Origin of the sequence: Actinokineospora globicatena, from assembly GCF_024171945.1 — a bacterium.
Lineage (GTDB): Bacteria > Actinomycetota > Actinomycetes > Mycobacteriales > Pseudonocardiaceae > Actinokineospora > Actinokineospora globicatena.
The window spans coordinates 640,982-663,306 of record NZ_JAMTCR010000006.1 but is presented as its reverse complement, the minus strand read 5'-3'; the positions used below and the strand labels follow the sequence as shown (position 1 = coordinate 663,306).

The window sequence follows — 22,325 nt, the reverse complement described above, 5'->3', positions numbered from 1 at the left end:
AGCCCGATGTTGAGTCCGGTCATTCAGCGTGCTCGCGGGGAATGGCGAGAAGGGTCTCCTCAGTGCGGCCGCGCAGGGTCACGCGGTCGGTGAGGTGCCAGTGGGCGGCTTCGCTGGGTGCGGCCTCGGCGACGGCTTGGGAGGAGGCGAGGAGTTTGCCGGGGGTGGACTTGGCGAGTTCGGTGAGGCGGGCGGCTTCGTTCACCGGGTCGCCGATGACGGTGTATTCGAAGCGGCGTTGGGCGCCGACGTTGCCCGCGACGACCTGGCCCGCGGCGACGCCGATGCCTGCCTGGCAGGTCGGGAATTCGCGGGGTAGGCGGGTGGCGATGGCCCTGGCGGTGGCGAGGGCGCGGCCCGCGTGGTCGTCGAGGGGCAGTGGCGCGCCGAAGACGGCGAGGGCCGCGTCGCCGACGAACTTGTTGACGACTCCCCCGTGGCGGTCCACCTCGTCGACGACCACGGCGAAGAAGCGGTTGAGCAGGTCGACCACCTCGGTCGGGGGGCGGGTGGCGGCCAGGGCGGTGGAGCCGACCAAGTCGACGAAGACCACGGCGACGTCCTGCACCCGGTGGTCGACGTCGGCGGTGAGCGCGGCCTCGGCGACCTCGCGGCCGACGTGCCTGCCGAACAGGTCCCTGATCCGCTCGCGCTCGGCGAGGCCGTCGGCCATCCGGTTGAACCCGGCCTGCAGCAGTCCCAGCTCGGTCCCGTCGTAGACCGCGACCCTGGTGTCGAGGTGCCCCCGCCGGACCAGCCCCATGCCGTCGCGCACGGAGCGGACCGGGCCGACGATCGCGCGGGCGGTGAACTCGGTGACCAGGAACCCGACGACCAGCACCACGCCGGTCAGCACGACCACGGTCACCGCGAGCCGGGTGTTCGGCACGGTGTCGCGCAGCAGGGCGAACACCGCGACCAGCAGCAACCCGGCGACCGGCACCCCGGTGCCCAAGCACCAGAACAGCAGCATCCGCACCCGCACACCCGCGCCGCCGGCCGGTTCGTCCCCCACCGCCCTCGCCGCGACCGGCCGCAGCGCGAACTCGCTGAGCAGGTAGGCGTTGGCGCACACCACGATCCCCGCGAAACCGGAGGTGAACGCGACCGTGAACACCAGTTCCGGCTGCACGACCGCGACGACACCGGTGAACAGCGCGGTCGCCAGGCCCCACAGGAACGCCTGCATGAGGGTGAGCCGCAACGGGACCCGCAGCGTCGCGCGCCGGTCCCCCTCGGTCGGCTCCCGATCCGCGATCGCCCACCGCACCGCCCGCAGCGCCCGCCCCGTCCCCCACACGGTGCCGAACACCAGCGCCACCACCACGTAGCACGGCACCCCGACGGCGATCATCACCCAGGTCGCGGCGACCGGACCAGGCCCGGGGATGACCCAGGTGGACAGCACAACGGCCACCACGGCCCCGATGAGGTTGGCGATGACCAGGGTGACCGTGAGCAACCCCTGCACCCTGACCCGCAGCGCGCGACCACCCTGGTCCGCCGGACCAAGCAGTCGAGACCCGAAGGGCTGTGCCATCACCGGCCCAGGCTACTCGCCAGTACCCACCACTACGCGGCGAGTGCGGTCACCGCGCCCGCATCCGTCCAGTGTGGACCTACAGACCCTCCACTTCGGATCACAGGACTACCGCCGACGCGGGCGATCTCCGTTTCCTGCTGGATGTCCGAGTCACACCTGGTGCGGGACGAGTTCGTCGCCGAGCGCGATGGGGCCGCCGGTGATGACTGAGAGCTTGGTGCCGAAGGTGACCCCGGTCTTGGCGCGGCGGTACCCGGCCAGGGTGCGCAGCGGTTCCGGTCCGGCGCGGGTACCCGCGGTCTGGTCGACCTGCACCACCGCGCAGCGCACGGCCAGTCTGGTGAAGCCGAGCCGCACCGGGCCGATGGCGCAGTGGCGCAGGTCGTCCTCGCCGTGCGCGGGCAGGCCGTCGACGACGATGTTGGGCCGGAAGCGGTCGAGAGGCACCGCGGCGCCGCCGATGCGCTCGCACAACTGCCGGTACGACGCGAGCGAGAGCAGGTGCACGGCGGCGCTGTCGGCGAACCCGGACACGCCCGAGGTCGGCCCCTCGATCACCCGGTGGTGCTCCGGCGGCACCCGCACCAGCCTGCTCGGCGCCTGGAGCACCTCGGTGAGCCAGCCCGCGACCTCGTCGCCCTGGTCGATCCCGCGGTACGGGTCGCCGAACATGGTGACGTCCTGGCGCGGCCCCTCGGTGTCGACGACCGCGCTGACCTCCCCGAACCCGGGCGCCCACAACACCAACTTCTCGCCCACGACCTCCGGCCGCACCACGGCCAACCGCGGATCCCGGCGCTGCGTGCGCCCGACCCCACCGGGCCCGACCACCAAGAACGCCCGATCGTGCGCGAGCCCCATCAACCCCACGTCGACCGCGACGTGCTCGACCCCGGCACACCCCTTGACCGGGTAACTGCGCAACCCCACGACGGTGATCACCCCACCGACGCTACCGGGAAGAGCGGAGCGCGGCCCCGTCCAGCTGATCGGGGGGCTGTCAGAAGACTTGGCCGGGGCCGCACTCACCTGGTCGCCCCCCACCCCCACGGCGTTACACGCCCCCCACCCACCTCACCCCAACGAGTGGATCATCCCTGCCACCGGCACCGGTACTTCCCATTTAACCCTGCCAACACTGGGAATCCGGCCGCTGCACGCCCACAAGTCGGGACAGGCGCAACGGACCACGCACCCGGTTTCCAGCGAGCCGACCACCGCTCCAGCGAACTCACCCACGTGCCCGGTCGCCAGGCGATTGGCGACGGCACCGCACCGTCCCCGGGTGTCGGCTGGACACCCGGGGACGGAAGGGAACGGATCACCAGCCTCGGCCGGTGCCCGCGTAGACGGTGGCCGGGGGGCCGGTGAGGGGGGTGGAGAGTTCGAAGACCTCGTGCAGGGCGCGGACGGCTCGGTCGAGTTCGGTGTCGGGGCAGAGGACGGAGATGCGGAGTTCCGAGGTGGTGAGCAGGCGGATGCGGGTGGGGAGGGCGGCGAAGGTTTCGCAGACTGTGGCGGTGATGTCGGCCGTGAGGGCGTCTCCGACGACGGAGACCGTGCCGACGTTGTGGTCGCTGGTGACCGCTGCGAAGCCGATGGTGTCGGCGGCGGCGTGCAGGGCGGCGACCGCGGCGGGTGCCGAGCCGCGCGCCACGGCGAAGGACAGGTCGACCCGGCCCCGGGTGGACTTGTGGACGGGCATGTCCACCTCCACCCCCGCGTTGGCAAGGACGCGGAAGACGCGGGCGGGCCTGATCGGGTCGTCGTCCGGGACGCCGGTCACCGAGACCAGGGCGACGCCCCGGTCGTGGGCCACGGCGGTGACGGCGGTCTTCTCCATCTGCACCTCCTGGTCGGCCCGGTCGGCGACGACGGTCCCCGGCCGGTCGGTGAACGAGGACCGCACGTGCACGACGACGCCGTGCCTGCGGGCGTACTCGACCGAGCGCGGCATGAGGACCTTCGCGCCGTGCGCGGCGAGTTCGAGCATCTGCGCGTACGGGACGCGGTCGAGCAGCCGGGCGGTGGGCACGACCCGCGGGTCGGCGGTGCACACGCCGTCGACGTCGGTGTAGATCTCGCAGACGTCGGCGTGCAGCGCGCCCGCCAGTGCGACGGCCGTGGTGTCGGACCCGCCGCGCCCCAACGTGGTGACGTCGTCGGTGTCCTTGCACAGCCCCTGGAAGCCCGCGACGAGCACCACCTGCCCCCGGTCCAACTCCTGGCGGACCCGGGTCGGCAGCACGTCGACGATGCGGGCGTACCCGTGCTCCGGTGTGGTGAACACCCCCGCCTGCGGCCCCGACAGCGAGCACGCCGGGTACCCGAGGTCGGTCAGCGCGATGGCCAGCAGCGCGTTGGAGATCCGCTCACCCGAGGTGAGCAGCATGTCCAGTTCCCTGGCCGACCCGGGCGCCCGGGACACCTGGTGGGCGAGGTCGAGCAACTCGTCGGTGGTGTCGCCCATCGCGGAGGCCACCACGACCACGTCGTGCCCGGCGGCGCGGGTGGCGGCGACCCGCTCGGCCACGCGCCGGATCCGCTCCGGCGACCCGATGGAGGACCCGCCGTACTTCTGCACCACGAGGGCCATGTCAACCGCGCTCCTGGTGCGGCAGCCCGCCGATGGCCGCGATGAGGATGTCGCACGCGGTGTCGAGGACCTCCGCGGTGACGTTGAGCGGGGGCAGCAGCCGCACGACGGTGTCGTCGCGGCCGCCGAGTTCCAGGATCAGGCCGTGGTTGAGCACCTCGGTGCGCACGGCGGCGGCCAGCGCGGACGCGGGCGTGCCGTCGGGGGCGTCGAGCAGCTGGATGCCCCACATCAGCCCCATGCCGCGGACCTCGCCGACCAGCGGGTGCGCGTGCAGCACCGACAGCCGGTCCGCGACCTGCTCGCCGCGCGCGACGACGTTGCCCAGGATGTTGTCGCGCCGCACGATCCGCACGGCCTCGGTGCCCGCGGCGAAGGCGAGCTGGTTGCCGCGGAAGGTGCCGGTGTGCGCGCCGGGGCTCCACACGTCGAGCCGCTCGTCGTAGAGGATCACCGCGACCGGGGACCCGACGCCGCTCAGCGCCTTGGACGCGACCACCACGTCCGGGGTGATCCCGTACCGCTCGAATGCGAACCAGGTGCCGGTGCGGCCGCAGCCGGTCTGCACCTCGTCGACGATGAGCGGGATGTCGAGCTCGGCGGTCACCGCGCGGACCCGGCGGACGAACTCCGGCCGCGCGGGCACCACACCGCCCTCGCCCTGCACCAGCTCCATGATCACCGCGGCTGGCTTGGGCAGGCCGCCGTTCGGGTCGCGCAGCGCGTTCTCGAAGTAGGTGGCGCAGTTGGTCTCGCAGGTGTCCGGCCGCAACCCGAGCGGGCAGCGCGAGCACGACGAGTACGGCAGGAAGTGCACGCCGGGCATCCCGTTGGCGACGGGCTGCTTCTGCGACACCAGACCGGTCACCGCCATCGCGGCGTGGCTCGCGCCGTGGAACCCGCCCTGGAAGGAGATGATGTCGCCGCGGCCGGTGGCGGTCTTGCACAGCTTGATGGCCGCGTCGACCGCGTTCGCCCCGGTCGGCCCGCAGAAATGGATCTTGGTGCGGGCGCGCATGGCGGGCGGCAGCATGGAGAACTGGGCTTCGACGAAGGCGTCCTTGGCCGGGGTGGGGAAGTCGAGCGCGTGGGTCAGCACCCCCGCCTGCTCGACCATGGCGCGCACCAGCTCGGGGTGGTTGTGCCCCAACGAGAGCACGCCCGCGCCCGCGAGGAAGTCGATGAACACGTTGCCGTCGACGTCGCGCACGAAGCTGCCCTCGCCGCGCTCGATGGCGATCGGCAGGCCCCTGGGGTAGCTGCGCGCGTTGGACTCCGTGCGCGCCTGGCGGGCGAGGTAGGCCGCTGACCCCGGCCCGGGTAGGGCGCCGTCGACACGCGGCTGGGTCATCTCGGCGATCAGGTCGGTCATCGGCTCACTCCCGTGTTCTTGGCAGCGTGGTGGTTCGCGATCGGCACGACCGGTTCGGGTCCGGTGGGCGCGTGCCGGGTCAGTTCGGTGGCCGGGTTGCCGCGCCAGCGGGACCCGGTGCCGGTCTCGCTTCCCTTCATCAGGAAGGAGTCGGCGTCCACGGTGGTGCGGTCGGCCACCCGCACCCCGTAGTGGGCGAACGCGGCCACCCCGACGGTGGTGCGGGCGCCGAGCACGATGTGGTCGGACTTGAAGGTCGCGTCTTCCAGGGAGTGCCCCTGCACGACGCTGCCGACGTTGAGCACGGAGTCCGCGCCGATGGTCACCAGGGTCTTCTCCGGGATCGCGCTGCCGTCGTCGAACACGCGCCGCCCCATCCGGACGCCGAGCAGCCGCCACAGCAGCACCTTCACCGGGGTTCCGTTGAACAGGGCCAGGTAGCGGCCCGCGCTGAGCTTCCAGAACCGCTCGTGGCGCCAGAACAGCGGGTCGTAGATGGAGCAGAACCGGGGGCGCAGGCGGCGGAACCCGAGGACGGCCCGTTCGACGAGGACCCCGAACAGCACCACGAACAGGTAGGTGGCGAGCAGCCCGAGCGCGGTGGCCGCGGTGCCCAGGCGCGGGTACAGGCCTGCGGCGATCACGTTGATCACCACCAGCGCCCACAGCTCTACGCAGCGGACCAGCGTGAACAGACCGATCGTGGCCAGGTTGTGCCGGTTCTTGGCGGCCAGCCGCGTGCGGAAGGTGTCGCCGGACTTGAGGTGGTCGAACGAGGTGTCACGCTGCACTGTGCGCGGGATCTCGAACGCGGGCGAGCCGAGGAGCCCGGTGTCACCGCGTCGGGGTCCGTCGACCGGGACCATGACCTTGGTGGCGAGCAGCACGTTCGACCCGGTGCGGGCGTCGGGCGGGTAGACGATGTTGTTGCCGAGGAAGTTGCGCGGCCCGATGTCGGCGCGGCGCACCCGGAACGCGGTCCCGGAGTAGTCGGCGTTGATCATCGACAGGCCGTCGGAGACCATCGTTCCGCTGCCCACCCCGCTCAGCAGCGGTGAGTCGTGCTTGAGTTCGACGCCGAAGTTGGAGCCGGTCTGCTCGACGCGGCCGAGGTCGTACCCGAGCAGCCGCAGGTAGCCGACGATGTAGGAGCTGTCGCCGAACAGGTAGAGGTTCGTGCGCGAGTTGGTCAGCCGGGTGATGGTGCGCTGCAACGTGTACTTGAAGCCGTAGAGCGGGTACACCTCGCCCGGGGTGAGCGGGCGGCTGAGCAGGCGCGGCACGGTGGTGACCACGAGCAGGCCGAGGATGACGCCGCCGACGTAGAAGATCGCCGCCGCCGCCAGCTGGATCGCGTAGAAGGCGACACTGCCCGGGTTGGCCGGGACGAGACCGGCGAAGGTGTCGGCGAGCAGGGCGCCGATGAGCAGCACGACCGGCAGCGACCAGGCGACGGTGGTGAACACCTGCAGGAAGCTGTAGCCGAACCGGCGCCACCGGGTGACGTCCGCGGTGATGTGGGACCGGAAGTCCACTGTGGTCGGTCGGGCCGGTGAGCCGTGCCAGCGCTCCCCCGCCGGGACCGCGGCGCCCGCTGGCAGGCAGGAGGCGTGCGCGAGCTGGGCGCCGTCGCCGAGCTCCGTGTCGATGTCGAGCACTCCCGCCTCGCCGAGGTAGGCGCCCGCGCCGATGGTGACCCGCCCGGTGGTGATCATCCCAGCCGCGGCCCGGTAGCCGACCAGCCAGGTGTCCTTGCGCACGACCGCGCCGTCGCCGATGGTCAGCAGATCGGTGCACACCGGGATGTTCCTGGTCAGGATGATCGCGCCGGAACCGACCTTCGCGCCCATCGCGCGCAGGTACAGCGCGAGCAGCGGGGACCCGGTGAACAACCGGATCGGGTTGAACCGGATCAGCGAGCGCACCACCCAGAACCGGAAGTAGGCCAGGCCCCAGATCCGGAACGAGCCGGGTTTCCACCGACCGACCAGCAACCACTTGAGCGCGATCGGGACCGTGCAGGCGATCAGGAACCCGGCGCCGCTGAAGGCCACCGCGCGCACGTACACGTCGAGCAGGCCCGCACCGGCGAGGACCCAACCGAAGCCGACATCCAGGACCAGCGCGGCGAAGTAGACGTACCCGAGCAGGAACGCCAGTTGCGCGGCGCCGCAGAGCAGGTAGCGCCAGTCCTTGATCGGCTCAGGAGGCTCGACCTCGTCGACCGCCACAGTCTCGGCGGGGACGGTCTCGGAGAGGACGGTCGCGAGGTCGTGGATCGAGGGGTGCTGGTAGACCTGTTGCATCGTCACGGTCGGCACGTCGTCGCGCTTGCGGATCCTGGCGCAGAACCGGGACATCAGCAGGGAGTCCACGGCGAGGTCGGTGAAGAAGTGGCCGCGCGCCGACACCCGGTCGACGCCGAGCACGGCGGCCAGCTCCTCGGCCAGCGCGGCTTCCATCGACGTCCCGGGCGCCACGTGGTCCTTGGCGCTGAGCCGACGGGGACCGCTGGGGGCGGGCAGGTTCTTGCGGTCGGCCTTGTTGCTCGGGGTCATCGGGATGGCGTCGAGCCGCTGCAGGTAGGCCGGGACCATGTACGCGGGCAGGTGTTCCCGCAGGTGCGCGCGCACGGCATCCTGATCCGCGGCGTCTTGATCCACAGAGTCCTGGCCCACAGAGTCCCGGCCCACAGAGTCCCGGCCTGCGGTGTCCCGGCCCGCTGGGCCGCGCGAGGTGTAGTAGCCGACGAGTTCGACGGTGCCCGCGTCCGGCCGGTGGGTGTCCACAACGGCCGCCACGACACCGGGCGCGGTGAGCAGCACCGACTCGATCTCGGTCAACTCGATGCGGTAGCCGCGCACCTTGACCTGGGTGTCGATGCGGCCCAGGTACTCGATGTGGCCGTCGGCGTCGACCCGGCCGAGGTCGCCGGTGCGGTAGATGCGGCCCGACGGGTTGTTGTCGATGCCCAGGAAGTCGGCGATGAACGCCTTGCCGGTGAGGTCGTCGCGGTTGAGGTAGCCGCGGGCCAGGCCGATGCCCGCGATGCCGATCTCGCCGGTGGCGCCCCTGGGCAGCGCGGTCGTGCGGTCGGGGTCGAGGATGACCACCGAGTAGGTGGGCAGCGGGACGCCGATGGTGACCGGGCGGTCGGGGTCGACGGTGGTCCAGGTGGCCGTGACGGTGGCCTCGGTGGGGCCGTAGACGTTGAGGAAGCGCCGGTCGGGGTGGTGCCAGCGGGCGATGAGGTCGCGCGGGCAGGCCTCGCCGGAGACCAGCAGGAACCGCAACCCGGGTAACTCGTCGTCCAGGGTGGCCAGCAGGGTCGGCACGCAGCACAGCGCGGTGACGGCGCGGTCGACGAGGAACTCGGCGAGGTCGTGGCCGACCAGCGCGGCGCCGCCCGGCCGGGGCACCAGGGTCGCGCCGACCACCCAGGGCACCCAGATCTCCTCCACGGAGAAGTCGAACGCGATCGTCATGCCCTGGTAGACCCGGTCGTCGGGGCGCAGCCCGTACACCTCGCCCGCGACCCGGACGAAGTTGCAGATGCTGGCGTGCTCCACCGCGACGCCCTTGGGCCTGCCGGTGGAACCCGAGGTGTAGATGATGTAGCAGAGGTCGTCGACCGGACCGCCGTGCTCGTCGTCGGTGAGCGGCGCGGGGTCGCGGGCGGCGATGGCCTCGGCGGCGGTGTCCACGCCGAGCACGGCCGTCTCACCGCGACCGAGCAGCGGCACCAGGTGCTGCTGGGTGAGCACCAGCGCGACATCGGCGTCGCCGACGATGTAGGCGATCCGGTCGGCGGGGAAACCGGGGTCGAGCGGGACGTAGGCGGCGTGCACCTTGAGCACGGCGAGCATGGCCACGTAGCCGCGCCAGGCCTGGTCGAACAGCAGCCCGATCCGGTCGCCCGCCCCGACTCCCCTGCTCAGCAGGTACCTGGCCAGCTGGTTGGCCCGGTCGTCGAGTTCGGCGTAGGTCAGGACCAGGTCGCCGGTGTCCACCGCGACCCGGTCGGAGCGCCGCAGCAGGTGCTGCAGCCGGTCCCCGTGCCGCCAGCGCGCGCCGTGCGCGCAGCCCGCGCCGACCAGGACCCCGGCGTCGTCGACGACCGCGACGGACTCCGGTGCGATCATAATGAATTCCTTTCACCTCGCGGTGGGCGCGCGGATTCCACGCCGGACCACCGACCGGCATTCACACGATTCACAGTTGTCGCAGATGTGGGCGACATGCGAAACATAGCTGTTGCTAAGCAACCACATGCACCCCCTTGTGGGTGGAGGAATTCACAAAGCCAACCCGAAAGGACTAGCATTCCCACCGGTTCCCATTCTGGGAATGTTCGGACAACTAAATTCAGGACACCCGTTCGACGCTATCCATAACACGCCCGCATACCGCGGTCCGATTACTCGAAATGCGGCGGTGGGCCCGAGGTCCGAGCTGGTCCGAACGTCGCAGCGGTATGATCCGCACGTGGCACCGGGGAGCCTGGATGATAAGCACAGGTGATAACACCCACCCATGGCGCATACCCGGCGTTACGGCACTCGGCGGCACCGATCGGCGAAGAACGCGACTCCGTGGCAGGATGCGCCTTTCCCTGTGCGCATTGCCCCGCTATCCCCTGACGCGGTTTCGCAGACCGGACAATCAGGTCGCGACCACCCGGGCCGGGAACGTGAAAAACCCCACCGGACTCGGCCGATGGGGTTGTGGTGGGAAGTCGAGCGGGTCTAGTAGTTGTCCCCGCCGAAGAACATCTCCTCGATCTGGTCCGCGGTGCCCGCGAGCAGTTCGAGCGGGTCGGTGAACTCGTGGATGTCGAGGTCCTTGAGCGGCAGCGAGTGCCGCAGCACCACGTGCTCGCCCATGATCGCGGCGCCGCAGGCGATCGACGACTGGCCGATCTCGGTGAGCAGCGCGCGCAGGTCGACCTTCTCGGCCAGGCCCACCGGGGAGGCGATCTGCACCCACTCGTGCTTGGCGTCGAGCACCTCGCGGGCGATGATCACGACCTGGGTGCGCTCGTCGTCCTCGTCGAAGGCCTCGAAGTTGAACAGGATCCGCAGTTCGTCACCCTCGCTGGAGATGACCTCGTACTCCTCGGACACGTACTGGACCAGATCGCGCCACGTCGACATGCGCTCAGCGTAGCGGACCGGTCGCGCAGGGCCCGGGAACGCGAGAGGCCAGGAGCGACGCCCCTGGCCTCTCCCGAGCCCGGTCCTAGTCGAAGGCGATGGTGGGCAGGTCCACCGCGCTGGACCCGGCGTCCGCGGTGACCACGGCGCCGCTGACGATGGCGGCGTCCTTGGAGGCCAGGAAGGTGATCACCGCGGCGACCTCCTCCGAGGTCGCCGGGCGACCGAGCGGGACGTTCTCGGTGGCGATGCCGTAGGCGCCGTCGCGGTCGGTTCCCTTGGCGGCGGCCAGCTCGTCCATCTGCAGGTCGGCCATCGGGGTGCGCACCCAGCCGGGGCACACCGCGTTGGCCCGCACGCCGTGCTTGCCGTAGTCGCGGGCGATCGAGCGGGTCAGGCCGATCAGCGCGTGCTTGGTGGTGACGTACCCGGCCACCGCGGGACCGGCGAACAGCCCGGCCAGCGAGGACACCAGCACCACCGAGCCGCCGCGCACCGACAGCGCGGGCAGCGCCTCGCGGATGGTGACGAAGGCCGTGGTCAGGTTGACCTCGATGGCCTGCGCCCAACTCGCGTCGTCGGTGTCGAGCGCGGACCCGAGGCCGTGGCCGCCCGCGTTGGCCACCACCACGTCCAGCCGCCCGAAGCGCTCCACGGCCGCGGCGACGACCGCCTTCATGGCCGCGCCGTCGGCGGCGTTGGCCGGTACCACCAGCGCCGCGTCGCCGAGCGGGTCGGCGACCTCGCGCAGCGGGGCCTCGCGCCGCCCGGTCAGCACGACCTTGCCGCCCTCGGCGACGACCCGCCTGGCCGTGGCCGCGCCGATCCCCGTGCCAGCACCGGTGATCAGGACCACCGTGTCCGCGAACCTCATCCGCTCGTCCCTCTCGTCGTGATCGTCTGTCCACTGCGCCGCTCGCCACCGGGCCCGAACCACTCGAGCACGGCGGCGGCGATGTCGTCGGGCACCAGGAAGTCCGCGCAGTCGGGGGCGACCCCGCCGACCAGGATGCCCAACGGGGCCACGTCCCTGGCCACCGCGGCGGTGAACCCGCGCATCGCGCCGTCCACCGCGCTGTGCTGGGCCAGGTGCCCGCACCGCGCGGCGACGGTCACGATGGCGCCGCCGCCCTGGCCCTTCATCGCCCGCACCGCGGCCCTGGTGGCGTAGAAGGCGCCGTCGAGGCCCTCGGCGAGCGCGGTGTGCCACTGCTCGTCCGTTATGTCCATTGTGGAGCCGGGGCCGACCGGACCGCACTCCCGGCCACCCGCGTTGTTCACCAGCACGTCCAGCCTGCCGAAGTGGTCGACCACCGCGCGCACCGCGCCGTCGACCTGGACCGGGTCCGCCACGTCCGCGCGCACCACCATGCCCCGGCGCAGCACCCGCGAGGCCAGCTCGGCCGCGGTGGAGTCCCCGTCGAGCACGGCCACCGTGGCGCCCTCGGCGTCGAGCAGCCGCGCGATCGCGGCGCCCACCCCGGAACCGGCCCCGGTGACCAGTGCCACCTTCCCGCCCATGCTGCCCATGGCGGGCACGCTAATTCCCGGGCGAGTGGTTTCCGCCACGGCCGGGGCCACTAGTGCGCGGCCGGACAACGAATGTTCGCCCGGCGCCAACCTCGCGGCCCGGTCCGGGACCGAGCCGCGAGGCTGTGACCACTGCTTGCCGAACCAGCCCTGCTTGCCGAACTAGGCCTGCTTCCCGAACTGCGGGGTGTGCAGGTCGCCGACGGCCACGTGGATGGCGCGCACGTCGCTGTAGAAGTCGATGCTGTGCACACCGCCCTCCTGGCCGACGCCGCTGGCCTTGATGCCGCCGAACGGGGTCCGCAGGTCGCGCACGTTGTGCGAGTTGATCCAGACCATGCCCGACTGCACGGCGCGCGCGACCCGGTGCCCGCGCTGCAGGTCCTTGGTCCACACGTAGCCCGCGAGGCCGTACTTGGTGGCGTTGGCCAGCTCGATGGCCTCTTCCTCGGTGTCGAACGGGGTGACGCCGACGACCGGGCCGAAGATCTCCTCCTGGAAGATCCGGGCGTCCGGGCGCACGTCGGCGAACACCGTCGGCTGCAGGAAGTTGCCCTCGGTCAGGTGCGCGGGGCGTTCGCCACCGGCGACCAGGCGGGCCTCGCGCTTGCCGATCTCGACGTACTCCAGCACCCGGGCGTAGTGCTCGGGGTGGATGAGCGCGCCGACCTCGGTGGCCGGGTCGGCGGGCGGGCCGACCTTGACCGCGGCGGCGCGGGCGGCCAGCGCCTCGACGAACCGGTCGTAGATCTCGCGCTGGACGAGCACCCGGGAGCTGGCGGTGCAGCGCTCGCCGTTGAGGGAGAACACGCCGAACACCGCGGCGTCGACGGCCCGGTCGAAGTCGGCGTCGGCGAAGACCACGCACGGCGACTTGCCGCCGAGCTCCATCGACACCTCCTTGAGGTTCTCCGCCGAGGTGCGCATGATGATCTGCCCGGTGCCGCTCTCGCCGGTGAAGGAGATGCGCGGGACGTCGGGGTGGGCGACCAGCGCGGCACCGGCCTGCTCACCGATGCCGTGCACCAGGTTGAACACGCCGTCGGGCACGCCCGCCTCGGCCATGATCTCCGGCAGCAGGCTCGCCGAGAGCGGCGACCACTCGGCGGGCTTGAGGATCACGGTGCAGCCGGAGGCGAGGCTGGGGGCCAGCTTCCAGGTCTCCAGCATGAACGGGGTGTTCCACGGCGTGATCAGGCCCGCGACGCCCGCGGGCTGGCGGATCGCGTAGTTCACCTGCTTGTCGCCGACGATGTAGGCCTCTTCGTGCAGCGCCACGATGACGTCGGCGAAGTAGCGGAAGTTCTCGGCGGCGCGGTGCGCCTGGCCGCGGGCCTGGGTGATCGGCAGGCCGGTGTCGAAGGTCTCCAGCTCGGCGAGGCGCTCGGCGCGCACCTCGATGCCGTCGGCGATCTTGTTGAGGATCTTGGCGCGCTCGCGGGCGGAGAGCCGCGGCCAGGGGCCATCGGTGAACGCGCGCTTGGCGGCGGCGACGGCGAGGTCGATGTCGGCGGCGTCACCGGCGGCGACGCGGCCGTAGACCTCGTTGGTCACCGGGTCGGCGACCGGGAAGGTCGCACCGTCCACACTGGACGCGGGCTTGCCGTCGATGAAGTGCCGCAGGTCGCTGGGCAGGTCGACGGGACGGGGAACAGCCTGCTCGGCCATGGTTGCTCCTAGGTGGGGGTCGGCTCGGGGCGCTTGCTAGAGGGAGGGGCGGACCAGCAGGTGCTCGGCCTGGGCGCGCAGGGCGTTGATGCGCTCGAGGCCCTTGGGGGTCGGCTCGATCAGCGGGGCGCGGACGAAACCGCTCTCGATCAGGCCCAGGTCCTTGAGGATGTGCTTGGCGGGCGCCGGGTTCGTCTCCACGAACAGCAGCTCGACCAGCGGCGCGAGCTGGTAGTGCAGGTCGATCGCGCCGTCGTGGTCACCGGCGACGTAGAGCTCGTACATCTTGGCCACGGCGGCCGGGGCGATGTTGGCCAGCGCGCTGACGAAGCCGATGCCGCCGATGGCCAGCAGCGGCAGGCACAGCAGCTCGATGCCCGACCACATCAGGAAGTCGCGGCCGCACTGGTGCAGCACGTGCGAGAAGTGCTCGAAGTCCTTGGTGGTCTCCTTGATGCCCACGATGTTGTCGTGGGCGCGGCGCAGGGTCGCCACGGTCTCCGGCGCGATGTCCACAGCGGTGCGGGAGGGCACGTTGTAGATGACGATCGGCTGGTCCGGGAACTCGCGCGCCACGGTGCCGTACCAGGCGATGAGGCCTTCCTGGGTGGGGCGGCTGTAGTACGGGGTGATGACCAGCGCGAGGTCGGCGCCGAGCTTGTGCGCGGCCTCGGTGATCTCCAGCGTCTCCTCGAGCTTGGTGGAGCCGGTGCCGGGCAGGAACGGCACGCGGTCGTCGATCTCCTCGGCGACGGCCTTCATCGCCGCGATCCGCTCGGCCACGCTCTGCGCGCTGGGCTCACCGGTGGAGCCGCCGATGGAGATGCCGTGCGAGCCGGACTCGAGCTGCCAGCGCACGAGCCTGCGCAGGCCATCGGTGTCCACCGCGCCATCGGCGGTGAACGGGGTGACGACCGGGGCGATCGACCCCTTGATCAACGACGGGGTGGCGCGGAACTTCATTTCGTCTCCAAGTGTAGACATTCGCAGACGTGCGGGGGGACCATCGGTGCTGACCTTGGAAGTGCTACTTGCCGGACACCGTGGACACGGCGCTGACGGTGGTGAGCTTGTGCTGCCTGGCGAACGCCTCGACGTCGGCGGCGGGTGCCCCGGTGCGCAGCAGGCGCAAGAGCTCGTCGTGCTCCTCGACCGACTCGCGCGCCCTGCCGGGCACCAGCGCGAAGGTCGAGCGGCGCAGCACGTCGAGCAGGTTCCACTCCCTGGTGATCAGGTCCCGCAGGTGCGGGTTGGGGCAGCCGCCGCACAGCAGCAGGTGGAACTCGCGGTTGAGCCGGGTGAAACCGAGCGGGTCGAACTCGGCGAGGGTGGCGCGCATCCGCTCGTTGAGGGTGGCCGCCTTGCCCAGCGCGGCCGGGGTCAGCCGCGCGGTGGCCATGGCGTGGCCCTCCAGCAGCGCCAGCGTGTGCATGGCGTGCCGGTACTGGTCCGGGTCCACCCCGGCGACCTGGGCGCCGACGTTGCGCTCGAACACCACCCAGCCCTCGGCCTCCAGCCGCCGCACCGCCTCGCGCACCGGAACGGCGCTGACGCCGAGGTCGCGGGCGATGCGGTCGAACACCAGCCGGGTACCGGGGCCGTACCAGCCGTCGACGATGCGCTGCTTGAGGACCTCGTAGGCGAACTGCGTCTTCGAGCGGCCCTCCAGCGCCGGGGTGATCACTGGCCGTCCCAGTCGTCGTAGGCCTCGCGCCACTTCGGACCGAGCGGGTAGAGGCCGTCGACCGACTCGCCCTCGTCGACGCGGGCCAGGATGAACTTCTCCTGGCGCTCCATCTCCAGCGCGTCGGCGGCGACCTCGTCGACGATGGCGGGCGGGATGAGGATGACGCCCTCGCCGTCGCCGACCAGCACGTCACCGGGGCGCACCAGCACACCGGCGCAGGCGACGTCGACGCCGATCTCCCACGGCACGTGCTTGCGGCCAAGGACCGCCGCGTGCGCGCCCGCGGAGTAGGTCGGGATCTCCAGCTCGCGGAACGACGGGCTGTCGCGCAGGCACCCGTCGGTGACGATGCCGACCGCGCCGCGGCGGGCCGCGCGCAGGGCGAGGATGTCACCGATGGTGCCCGCGCCGTGCTCGTCGCGGCAGTCGATGACGAGGACCTGACCGTCGCCGATGGCCTCGACCGCGCGCTTCTGGGCGTTCATGCCGCCGCCGCGCTGGTCGAACATGTCTTCCCGCAACGGGAGGTAGCGCAGCGTGTGCGCGGTGCCGACCATGCGCAGGTCGGGGCGGGCGGGGGCGAGTCCGGTGAGGAACGTGTGGTTCAGACCGCGCTTGCGCAGCTGGCTGGACAGCGTCGCGGTGGACACCGCCCTGAGCGCCGCCTCGGTCTCGGGCTTGATCGCCGGAACGTCCTTGCCGTAAGCGATCGCGCGGTCCGTCGGAGTCACCTGCGGCCGCGCACCCGGCTTGGGGAGCTCGTTCTCGGCCTCCACAACGGTGTTGACCAGGCGCTCGGTGTCACCGACAGCGACTTCGACGACGTCACCCGGCTCGACGACGGTGGCGCCGGTGGGGGTGCCGCAGAGGATGATGTCGTCGGGCTCCAGGGTGATGGTGCGCGACAGGTCGGCGATCAGGTAGGCGAAGTCGAACAGCAGGTCGTCGACCTTGGCTTCCTGCACCAGGACGCCGTTGACCCAGGTGCGCAGGGTCAGGTCGGCGGTGCGGGGGTCCACCAGGACCGGTCCGACGGGGGTGTAGCCGTCGGCGCCCTTGCTGCGCAGGTTGGAGCCCCGGTCGGCGTAGCGCAGGTCGTGGACACCGAAGTCGTTAGCGGCGGTGACGCCCTTGACGTGGTCCAGTGCCTGCGCGCGGCTCACGTTCTTGGCGCGCTTGCCGATCACGACGGCGATCTCGCCCTCGAACGCGGACAGGACAGTGCCCTTGGGTCGGACCAGGTCAGCGCCCGTGTGCGACAGCGACGACGGCGGCTTGACGAAGTAGGACGGCTCCTCGGGGAAGCGGCCCCGCTCGGCGGCGCGGCTGCGGTAGTTCAGGTGCACCGCGATGATCTTCGACGGCTGGAGACCCAGCGGGTGCCCGCTCACGCCGGGACCGGGAAGTCGACGATGACCTGGCCGGTGCCGCTGCTCGGGAAGTAGTCGCAGAGCTGCTCACCTCTCCCGCTGTAGTCCTTCCAGCCGAGCAGCCCGAACATCATCGCGGTGTCGGCCATCGCGGCCTCGCCGGTGCAGCGCTCGTTGTAGGTGGGCAGCGTCTCCAGGAACTCCGCGATGCGGCCCTCGCGCCACTGGTCGAGCACGACCCGGTCGGCCTGCTCGTTGAACGGGTTGGAGATCTTGTTCAGGTACTGCGAGGAGATCTCGTTGGTGGGGAACTGGTGCGAGAGCGAGCCGCTGGCCAGGAAGGCGACCTTGCGGTCGGAGCGCTTGATGGCGCGCAGCATGGCCTCGCCGACCCGGCGGTTCTCGTCGATGGTGGAGTAGATGTTGCAGCCGATCGGTAGCACCTTGAGCGGCTCGGCGCCGCCGGTGTTCTCCGGCCGGTTCATGAAGTGCATCGGCACCAGGGTCGCGTACTCCAGGCCCAGGTCCTTGACGTCGTGGACCATCGCTTTTTGTCCACCGGCGTTGATCTCCTCGCCGATGAGCGCGGCCAGGTCGGCGGCACCGTCGTAGTCGTACTCCAGGTCCGCGATGAAGTGCGGCAGCTCGTGCGAGGCGTAGCTGCCGGAGTGCCTGGACTTCCCGTTGACGTGGAAGCTCATGCTGTTCATCCAGTGCGAGTCGGCGACCAGGAAGGTGTCGGCGCCACGCTCGCGGGCCCGTCTGCCCACCTCCGCCAGGCCCTCCTCGGCGGGCTTGCGGATGCCGTGGTTCTTGCCGGGCTGGATGGACAGCCAGATCGACGGAACGTGCGTGATCTTGGCTGCCAGGACCAGCTCACCCATGGTGACCTCCTCGATCGGACTTCGTCGTCGAAATCATGTAGCCGATCGCCTATGATTCCGACTCCGGCGGCGGCGCGTGCCACCGATGGGAACAGGTCTACCCACTTCCGGCGTTGTGCGGTTGGCAAGGGGTGCACAGCGGTTGTCCACCAGCGCATCGCGGCAGGCCCGTGTTGCGGGTCGGACTCGGTGCGCGACGGCCCCTTGACGGGACCGGGGCGCGGGGCAGAGTGTTCCCAGTCACGCAGTGTCACTTGCGGCAAGGAGGTACAGGCGTTGACGTACTCGGTGACGACGGCGGGCGCGCCAGCGGCGCAGCAGTTCGACCTGTGGGAGTCCGCGGTGTCGCAGACGTTCGTCCCGCTGGAGGCGGCGCCCGGTGAGCGCGCGGCCTTCCGGGGGCGGCTGCGCGGGCAGAACCTGGGCAGCGTCGCCGTCTACGAGGCCACCGCCGACGCCCACACCGTCCGCCGCACCCAGCGCGCCATCGCCAGGGCGAACCCGGAGATGTACAAGCTGGGCCTGCAGCTGCACGGCACCGCCCGGTTGTCGCAGGACGGCCGCCAGGCGGCGCTGGACCCGGGCGACTTCGCCATCTACGACACGACCCGGCCCTACACCCTGGCCTTCGACGACGTGTCGTCCACTTTGGTCTTGATGTTCCCGCGCGACATGCTGTGCCTGCCGTCGGGCCACGTGGAGCAGCTGACCGCCACCCGCTTCTCCGGCGTGTCCGGCGTGTCCGGCATCGTGTCGTCGATCCTGGTGCAACTGGCCAGGAACCTCGACGACCCGCAGGTCTACGGCAGCGTCCGCCTGGCCCGCAACGTCGTCGACCTCCTCGGCACAGCCCTGGCCGACCGCGTCGACTACTCCAACGTCCCCGCCGAGTCCACCCGCGGCGCGCTGCTGGTCAAAATCAAGTCCTATGTGGAGACCCACCTCAACGACCCGGCCCTGTCCCCCACCGAGATCGCCGCAGCCCACCACATCTCCACCCGCTACCTCCACAAACTCTTCAGCGACGCGGGCGTGACCGTCTCCGGCTGGATCCGCCAACGCCGCCTCGAGCGCTGCGGCCAAGACCTCGCCGACCCCGCCAAGCAACAACTGGCCATCGGCACCATCGGCGCCCGCTGGGGCCTAGTAGACGCCTCCTACCTCAGCCGCGCCTTCAAAACCGAATACGGCCTCTCCCCCAGCGAATACCGCCAACGCAGCGCCACCCACCGCGCCGACTAGCACCCAAGGAGCCCGCCCGCACTTCTCGCAGGCACTTGAGCGTGCGCCTCAGCGACTGCAACGCGGTCACCGGCACTGGCCTTCCAACCTCTCTGCGGACAAATCTGCCCGCCGTGGCGACCCCTCAGTTTCGGTGCGGGAGTTGCCTCCTTCGGCATTGCCCCGATGTCAACCTTGCTAGGATCGTCGGAGGAGCACATCGGGGGAGCACGGGTGGAACCAGCTGATGGCATCGGGGCAGCAGTGGGTGAGTTCGCCGCCCTAGCACTGCGTGGCGGCTTCGCTGTCAACGAGCGTGGCGGTGAGGCCCTACTGACTGCAATCCGCAACCTCATCGAGTGGATCGATGAGCAGCAAACTCAGCTCGCCTTCCTGAACCAGGTGGCCAAGCTGGGCAGCTCCAACAACGCGGAGGCGATGAAGCCGTTCCTCCAGCAGGTCGCCAACGATGAACAAGGCTTCATCACGCAACTACTCCGTCTACGCGAGTCCTTGGCCAGCGCGGAGACCGGTGTGCGTCAGGCCATGGCAAACTATCAACAGGCTGACCACCAAGCAGCGGGCACACTCTCTTGAAGGGGCACCAGACCGTGCGGCGTTCGCTCTTGTTTGGTTCTGCGGTGGTGTTGGTCTTGCTCTCCGCGTGCACGACGCAGACCACGGGTACTCCGGCGCCTGCTGAGTCTGGGGCCAGCACGTCGACCCGGCCGCCGAGGACCAGTTCTGGGCCGGAGAACGCGGTGAAGCCCTGTGAACTGCTGCCGGACTCGACCCATCAGGCCCTGGGGATCACTGGTCAGCCCAAGCCTCGGCAGGTCACCGGTGTCACCTGGTGTGATTGGCGCGTTCGCAAGGACTCCGCAGCGGACAGCTACACCATCAGTGTCGGGTACTACCCCGCGCTGGGTCTCAAGGACCTCCGGACCGCGGGCCCGGCCGCCCCTGTCGACCTGGGCGGACGCACTGCGGTGCAAGGGCTAGGTCCGGACAATATCGGGTGCATCGTCAGCATTGAGCTGACCGCGAGTTCCCGGGTCGACGTCATGGGGATCGGTGGGGATCCCGCGGAGCTCTGCGCGCCTGCGCTGGATGCGGCGAAGGTCGTGGAGCGGGAACTGCCCTAGGGGTCACCGCAGGCGTTTGAGGGCGTTGGTGGCGTAGGTGAGGGTGGGGGCGCAGAGGTCGGCCGCGGGTTTGGGGGATTTGTCGGGGTTGCGGATGAGGGTGAAGCCCTGGGTGGGCGACGTGCCGACGATGATCGCGCAGCCGTCGGTGCCGTCGCGTTTCTCGGCGGCGGTGACGGCGGGCATTCCCTCGATCACGGTCGGTTCGAAGTGTTCGTAGCGGGAGGCGTTGCGGTAGGCGGCTTCCAGCGGTGAGGTGTCGGTGCTGAGCCTGGTCTGGAAGGTCCCGTAGTCCGAACTGGTCGCCTCGTACCAGCACTGGTCCTCGCCGTTGCTGGTGATGTGGTCGCTGACCGGGTAGTCGACCTGGAGGTCGTCGACGGTGATCAGCAGGCACGGCTCACCGGTGTACTCGTCAATGCGCAGCGGGGTGGACACCGCGGGGGCGGCGAGCGTGGACACGACCGGGGCCACGGGCGGTGGCGCCGGTGCCGGGTCGGACGAGCAGGACGTGAGCAGCACGGCACAGGCCGCGAGCAGCGGGAAACGCATGGAAGTCGAACCCTCCCCAGAGTCGATGCCACCGTACCACCGGGCGCGGCGGGTCAATTCCCATGCGCTGATAGGCAATCACTGGGGTGGGGGGTGGGCTGACACTTACCCTCGCGTTCGTCCAGTGGCGGCAAGGAAGGGGAGCCGATGCGCACCGAGGGTCTTTTCATCGACGGGGAGTGGGTGCGCCCAGCGGGGGCGGGGGAGTTCGCCAGCGTCGATCCGGCCAGTGGGGAGCGGATCGCGACCCTGGTGGACGCCGGGGCGGCTGAGGTGGACGCGGCGGTGGCGGCGGCTCGGGCCGCGTTGCCGGTGTGGGGGCGGGTTCCGGCGACCGAGCGGGCGAGGATCCTGTGGCGGATCGCGGACCTGATCGAGGCGAACGGCGAGGAGATCGCGGCGCTGGAGACCGCGGACCAGGGGCAGCCGCTGGGGGTCGCGAAGGCGGTCAGCGTGGCCGGGGCCGTGGAGCACTTCCGCTACTTCGCCGGGTTCGCCACCAAGATCGACGGGGCGGTGCGGCAGGTGTCGTTCCCGGACACCCTGCAGTTCGACAAGCGGGAGCCGGTCGGGGTGTGCGCGCTGATCGCCCCGTGGAACTTCCCGCTGATGATCATGACGTGGAAGCTGGCACCGGCGCTGGCCTGCGGCAACACCGTGGTGCTCAAGCCCGCGGAGCAGACCTCGCTGACCGCCGCCTACCTGACCAGGCTGTGCGCCGAGGCGGGCGTCCCGGCCGGTGTGGTCAACCTGATCACCGGCGGCCCCGCGGCTGGCAAGGCCCTGGTCCGCCACCCCGGCGTCGACAAGGTGTCCTTCACCGGGTCCACCGAGGTCGGCAAGGACATCGTGGCCGCCTCCGCGCACGACCTCAAGCGCGTCACCCTGGAGCTCGGCGGCAAGACCCCGACCGTCATCGCGCGGGACGCCAACATCGACGCCGCCGTCGCGGGCGCGGTCGCGGGCGGTCTGCTCAACAGCGGCCAGGTGTGCGCCGCGTTCGCCCGCCTCTATGTCGACTCGAAGCGCGTGGACGAGTTCGCCACCAAGCTCGGCAAGGCTGTCGACGGTCTCAAGATCGGTCCGGGTAACGCCGCAGACACCCAGCTCGGCCCTCTAGTCACCGCCGAGCACCTGGCCAAGGTGGACTCCTACGTGCGCGGTGGCGTTACCGCTGGCGCTCAGCTTGTCGCTGGTGGCGCGCGCGTCGACGGTGATCTGGCCAAGGGCAACTTCTACCGCCCGACCGTCTTCGCCGGTGTCTCCGACGACATGGCGATCGTGCGCGAGGAGATCTTCGGCCCGGTGCTGACCGTGCTGGACTACGACGACGAGGACCAGCTGCTGCACCGCGTCAACGACTCCCCGTACGGCCTCGCGGCGTCGGTCTGGACCGACGACGTGCGCACCGCCCACCGCCTCGCCGACGGCATCCGCGCGGGCGCCGTGTTCGTCAACATGCCCTGCATCCCCGACGCCGCCGGACCGTGGGGCGGCTTCAAGTCCAGCGGGTGGGGCCGCGAGATGGGTCCCTACGCGATCGAGGCCTACACCGAGATCAAGGGCGTTTGGATGCACTACGGGCAGGCCCAGTGAGCGGCCCC

General features: G+C 70.7%; 18 protein-coding genes. 4 read left to right on the top strand and 14 right to left on the bottom strand.

Features of this window, described 5'->3' with window-relative positions; genetic code table 11:
• Positions 1-19: 19 nt before the first annotated feature.
• The 13 genes from LV79_RS30530 to hpaD all read right to left on the bottom strand — a co-directional run bounded on the left by LV79_RS30530 (position 20) and on the right by hpaD (position 17,803).
• The gene (locus tag LV79_RS30530; protein ID WP_253841747.1) at positions 20-1,540 is read right to left on the bottom strand and encodes an adenylate/guanylate cyclase domain-containing protein; all 1,521 of its coding nucleotides are present in this window, start codon (positions 1,538-1,540) and stop codon (positions 20-22) included.
• Between the two features lie 153 nt (positions 1,541-1,693).
• On the bottom strand, positions 1,694-2,485 hold the full coding sequence (locus LV79_RS30525) for an MOSC domain-containing protein (RefSeq protein ID WP_253841746.1): 792 nt from the start codon (positions 2,483-2,485) through the stop codon (positions 1,694-1,696).
• 379 nt (positions 2,486-2,864) lie between these two features.
• Positions 2,865-4,139: an aspartate kinase gene (locus LV79_RS30520; RefSeq protein ID WP_253841745.1), complete on the bottom strand. Its 1,275-nt coding sequence runs from the start codon at positions 4,137-4,139 to the stop codon at positions 2,865-2,867.
• 1 nt (position 4,140) lies between these two features.
• Positions 4,141-5,511 (bottom strand): diaminobutyrate--2-oxoglutarate transaminase family protein, encoded by a 1,371-nt coding sequence (locus LV79_RS30515; RefSeq protein WP_253841744.1) that lies wholly within the window; start codon positions 5,509-5,511, stop codon positions 4,141-4,143.
• The gene (locus LV79_RS30510; protein WP_253841743.1) at positions 5,508-9,653 is read right to left on the bottom strand and encodes a Pls/PosA family non-ribosomal peptide synthetase; all 4,146 of its coding nucleotides are present in this window, start codon (positions 9,651-9,653) and stop codon (positions 5,508-5,510) included. Before LV79_RS30510 ends, LV79_RS30515 begins: the two co-directional genes overlap by 4 nt.
• Positions 9,654-10,256: 603 nt before the next feature.
• Complete coding sequence (locus tag LV79_RS30505; RefSeq protein ID WP_253841742.1) at positions 10,257-10,664, bottom strand: type III secretion system chaperone family protein; 408 nt, start codon at positions 10,662-10,664, stop codon at positions 10,257-10,259.
• An 85-nt stretch (positions 10,665-10,749) separates the two neighbouring features.
• Positions 10,750-11,538, bottom strand: a complete 789-nt coding sequence (locus LV79_RS30500) for an SDR family NAD(P)-dependent oxidoreductase (protein ID WP_253841741.1) — start codon at positions 11,536-11,538, stop codon at positions 10,750-10,752.
• On the bottom strand, positions 11,535-12,194 hold the full coding sequence (locus LV79_RS30495) for an SDR family NAD(P)-dependent oxidoreductase (protein WP_253841740.1): 660 nt from the start codon (positions 12,192-12,194) through the stop codon (positions 11,535-11,537). Before LV79_RS30495 ends, LV79_RS30500 begins: the two co-directional genes overlap by 4 nt.
• 162 nt (positions 12,195-12,356) lie before the next feature.
• A complete protein-coding gene (hpaE, locus tag LV79_RS30490; protein WP_253841739.1) occupies positions 12,357-13,862 on the bottom strand; it encodes a 5-carboxymethyl-2-hydroxymuconate semialdehyde dehydrogenase in 1,506 nt (501 codons plus the stop codon).
• Positions 13,863-13,898: 36 nt separating this feature from the next.
• Positions 13,899-14,825 (bottom strand): 4-hydroxy-tetrahydrodipicolinate synthase, encoded by a 927-nt coding sequence (gene dapA / locus LV79_RS30485; protein ID WP_253841738.1) that lies wholly within the window; start codon positions 14,823-14,825, stop codon positions 13,899-13,901.
• A 64-nt stretch (positions 14,826-14,889) separates the two neighbouring features.
• Entirely contained in the window at positions 14,890-15,546 is a 657-nt protein-coding gene (locus LV79_RS30480; protein WP_253841737.1) for a GntR family transcriptional regulator, read from the bottom strand.
• Positions 15,543-16,940, bottom strand: a complete 1,398-nt coding sequence (locus LV79_RS30475) for a fumarylacetoacetate hydrolase family protein (protein WP_253841736.1) — start codon at positions 16,938-16,940, stop codon at positions 15,543-15,545. Before LV79_RS30475 ends, LV79_RS30480 begins: the two co-directional genes overlap by 4 nt.
• Positions 16,937-17,803, bottom strand: a complete 867-nt coding sequence (gene hpaD, locus LV79_RS30470; protein WP_253841735.1) for a 3,4-dihydroxyphenylacetate 2,3-dioxygenase — start codon at positions 17,801-17,803, stop codon at positions 16,937-16,939. The genes LV79_RS30475 and hpaD overlap by 4 nt, the downstream gene beginning before the upstream one ends.
• Positions 17,804-18,079: 276 nt before the next feature.
• On the opposite strand from hpaD, the gene LV79_RS30465 reads away from it, so the two are divergent.
• The 3 genes from LV79_RS30465 (at position 18,080) to LV79_RS30455 (ending at position 20,169) form a co-directional block, all read left to right on the top strand.
• Complete coding sequence (locus LV79_RS30465; protein ID WP_253841734.1) at positions 18,080-19,045, top strand: AraC-like ligand-binding domain-containing protein; 966 nt, start codon at positions 18,080-18,082, stop codon at positions 19,043-19,045.
• Positions 19,046-19,258: 213 nt separating this feature from the next.
• Complete coding sequence (locus LV79_RS30460; RefSeq protein WP_253841733.1) at positions 19,259-19,621, top strand: hypothetical protein; 363 nt, start codon at positions 19,259-19,261, stop codon at positions 19,619-19,621.
• 44 nt (positions 19,622-19,665) lie between these two features.
• The gene (locus tag LV79_RS30455) at positions 19,666-20,169 is read left to right on the top strand and encodes a DUF3558 domain-containing protein (protein ID WP_253841732.1); all 504 of its coding nucleotides are present in this window, start codon (positions 19,666-19,668) and stop codon (positions 20,167-20,169) included.
• 3 nt (positions 20,170-20,172) lie between these two features.
• Here LV79_RS30455 and LV79_RS30450 read toward each other — a convergent pair whose 3' ends face one another.
• Positions 20,173-20,721 carry a DUF3558 family protein gene (locus LV79_RS30450; protein ID WP_253841731.1) on the bottom strand — a complete coding sequence of 183 codons (549 nt, stop codon included), beginning with the start codon at positions 20,719-20,721 and terminating at the stop codon, positions 20,173-20,175.
• Between the two features lie 147 nt (positions 20,722-20,868).
• On the opposite strand from LV79_RS30450, the gene LV79_RS30445 reads away from it, so the two are divergent.
• Positions 20,869-22,317 (top strand): aldehyde dehydrogenase family protein, encoded by a 1,449-nt coding sequence (locus LV79_RS30445; protein WP_253841730.1) that lies wholly within the window; start codon positions 20,869-20,871, stop codon positions 22,315-22,317.
• Positions 22,318-22,325 lie beyond the last annotated feature (8 nt).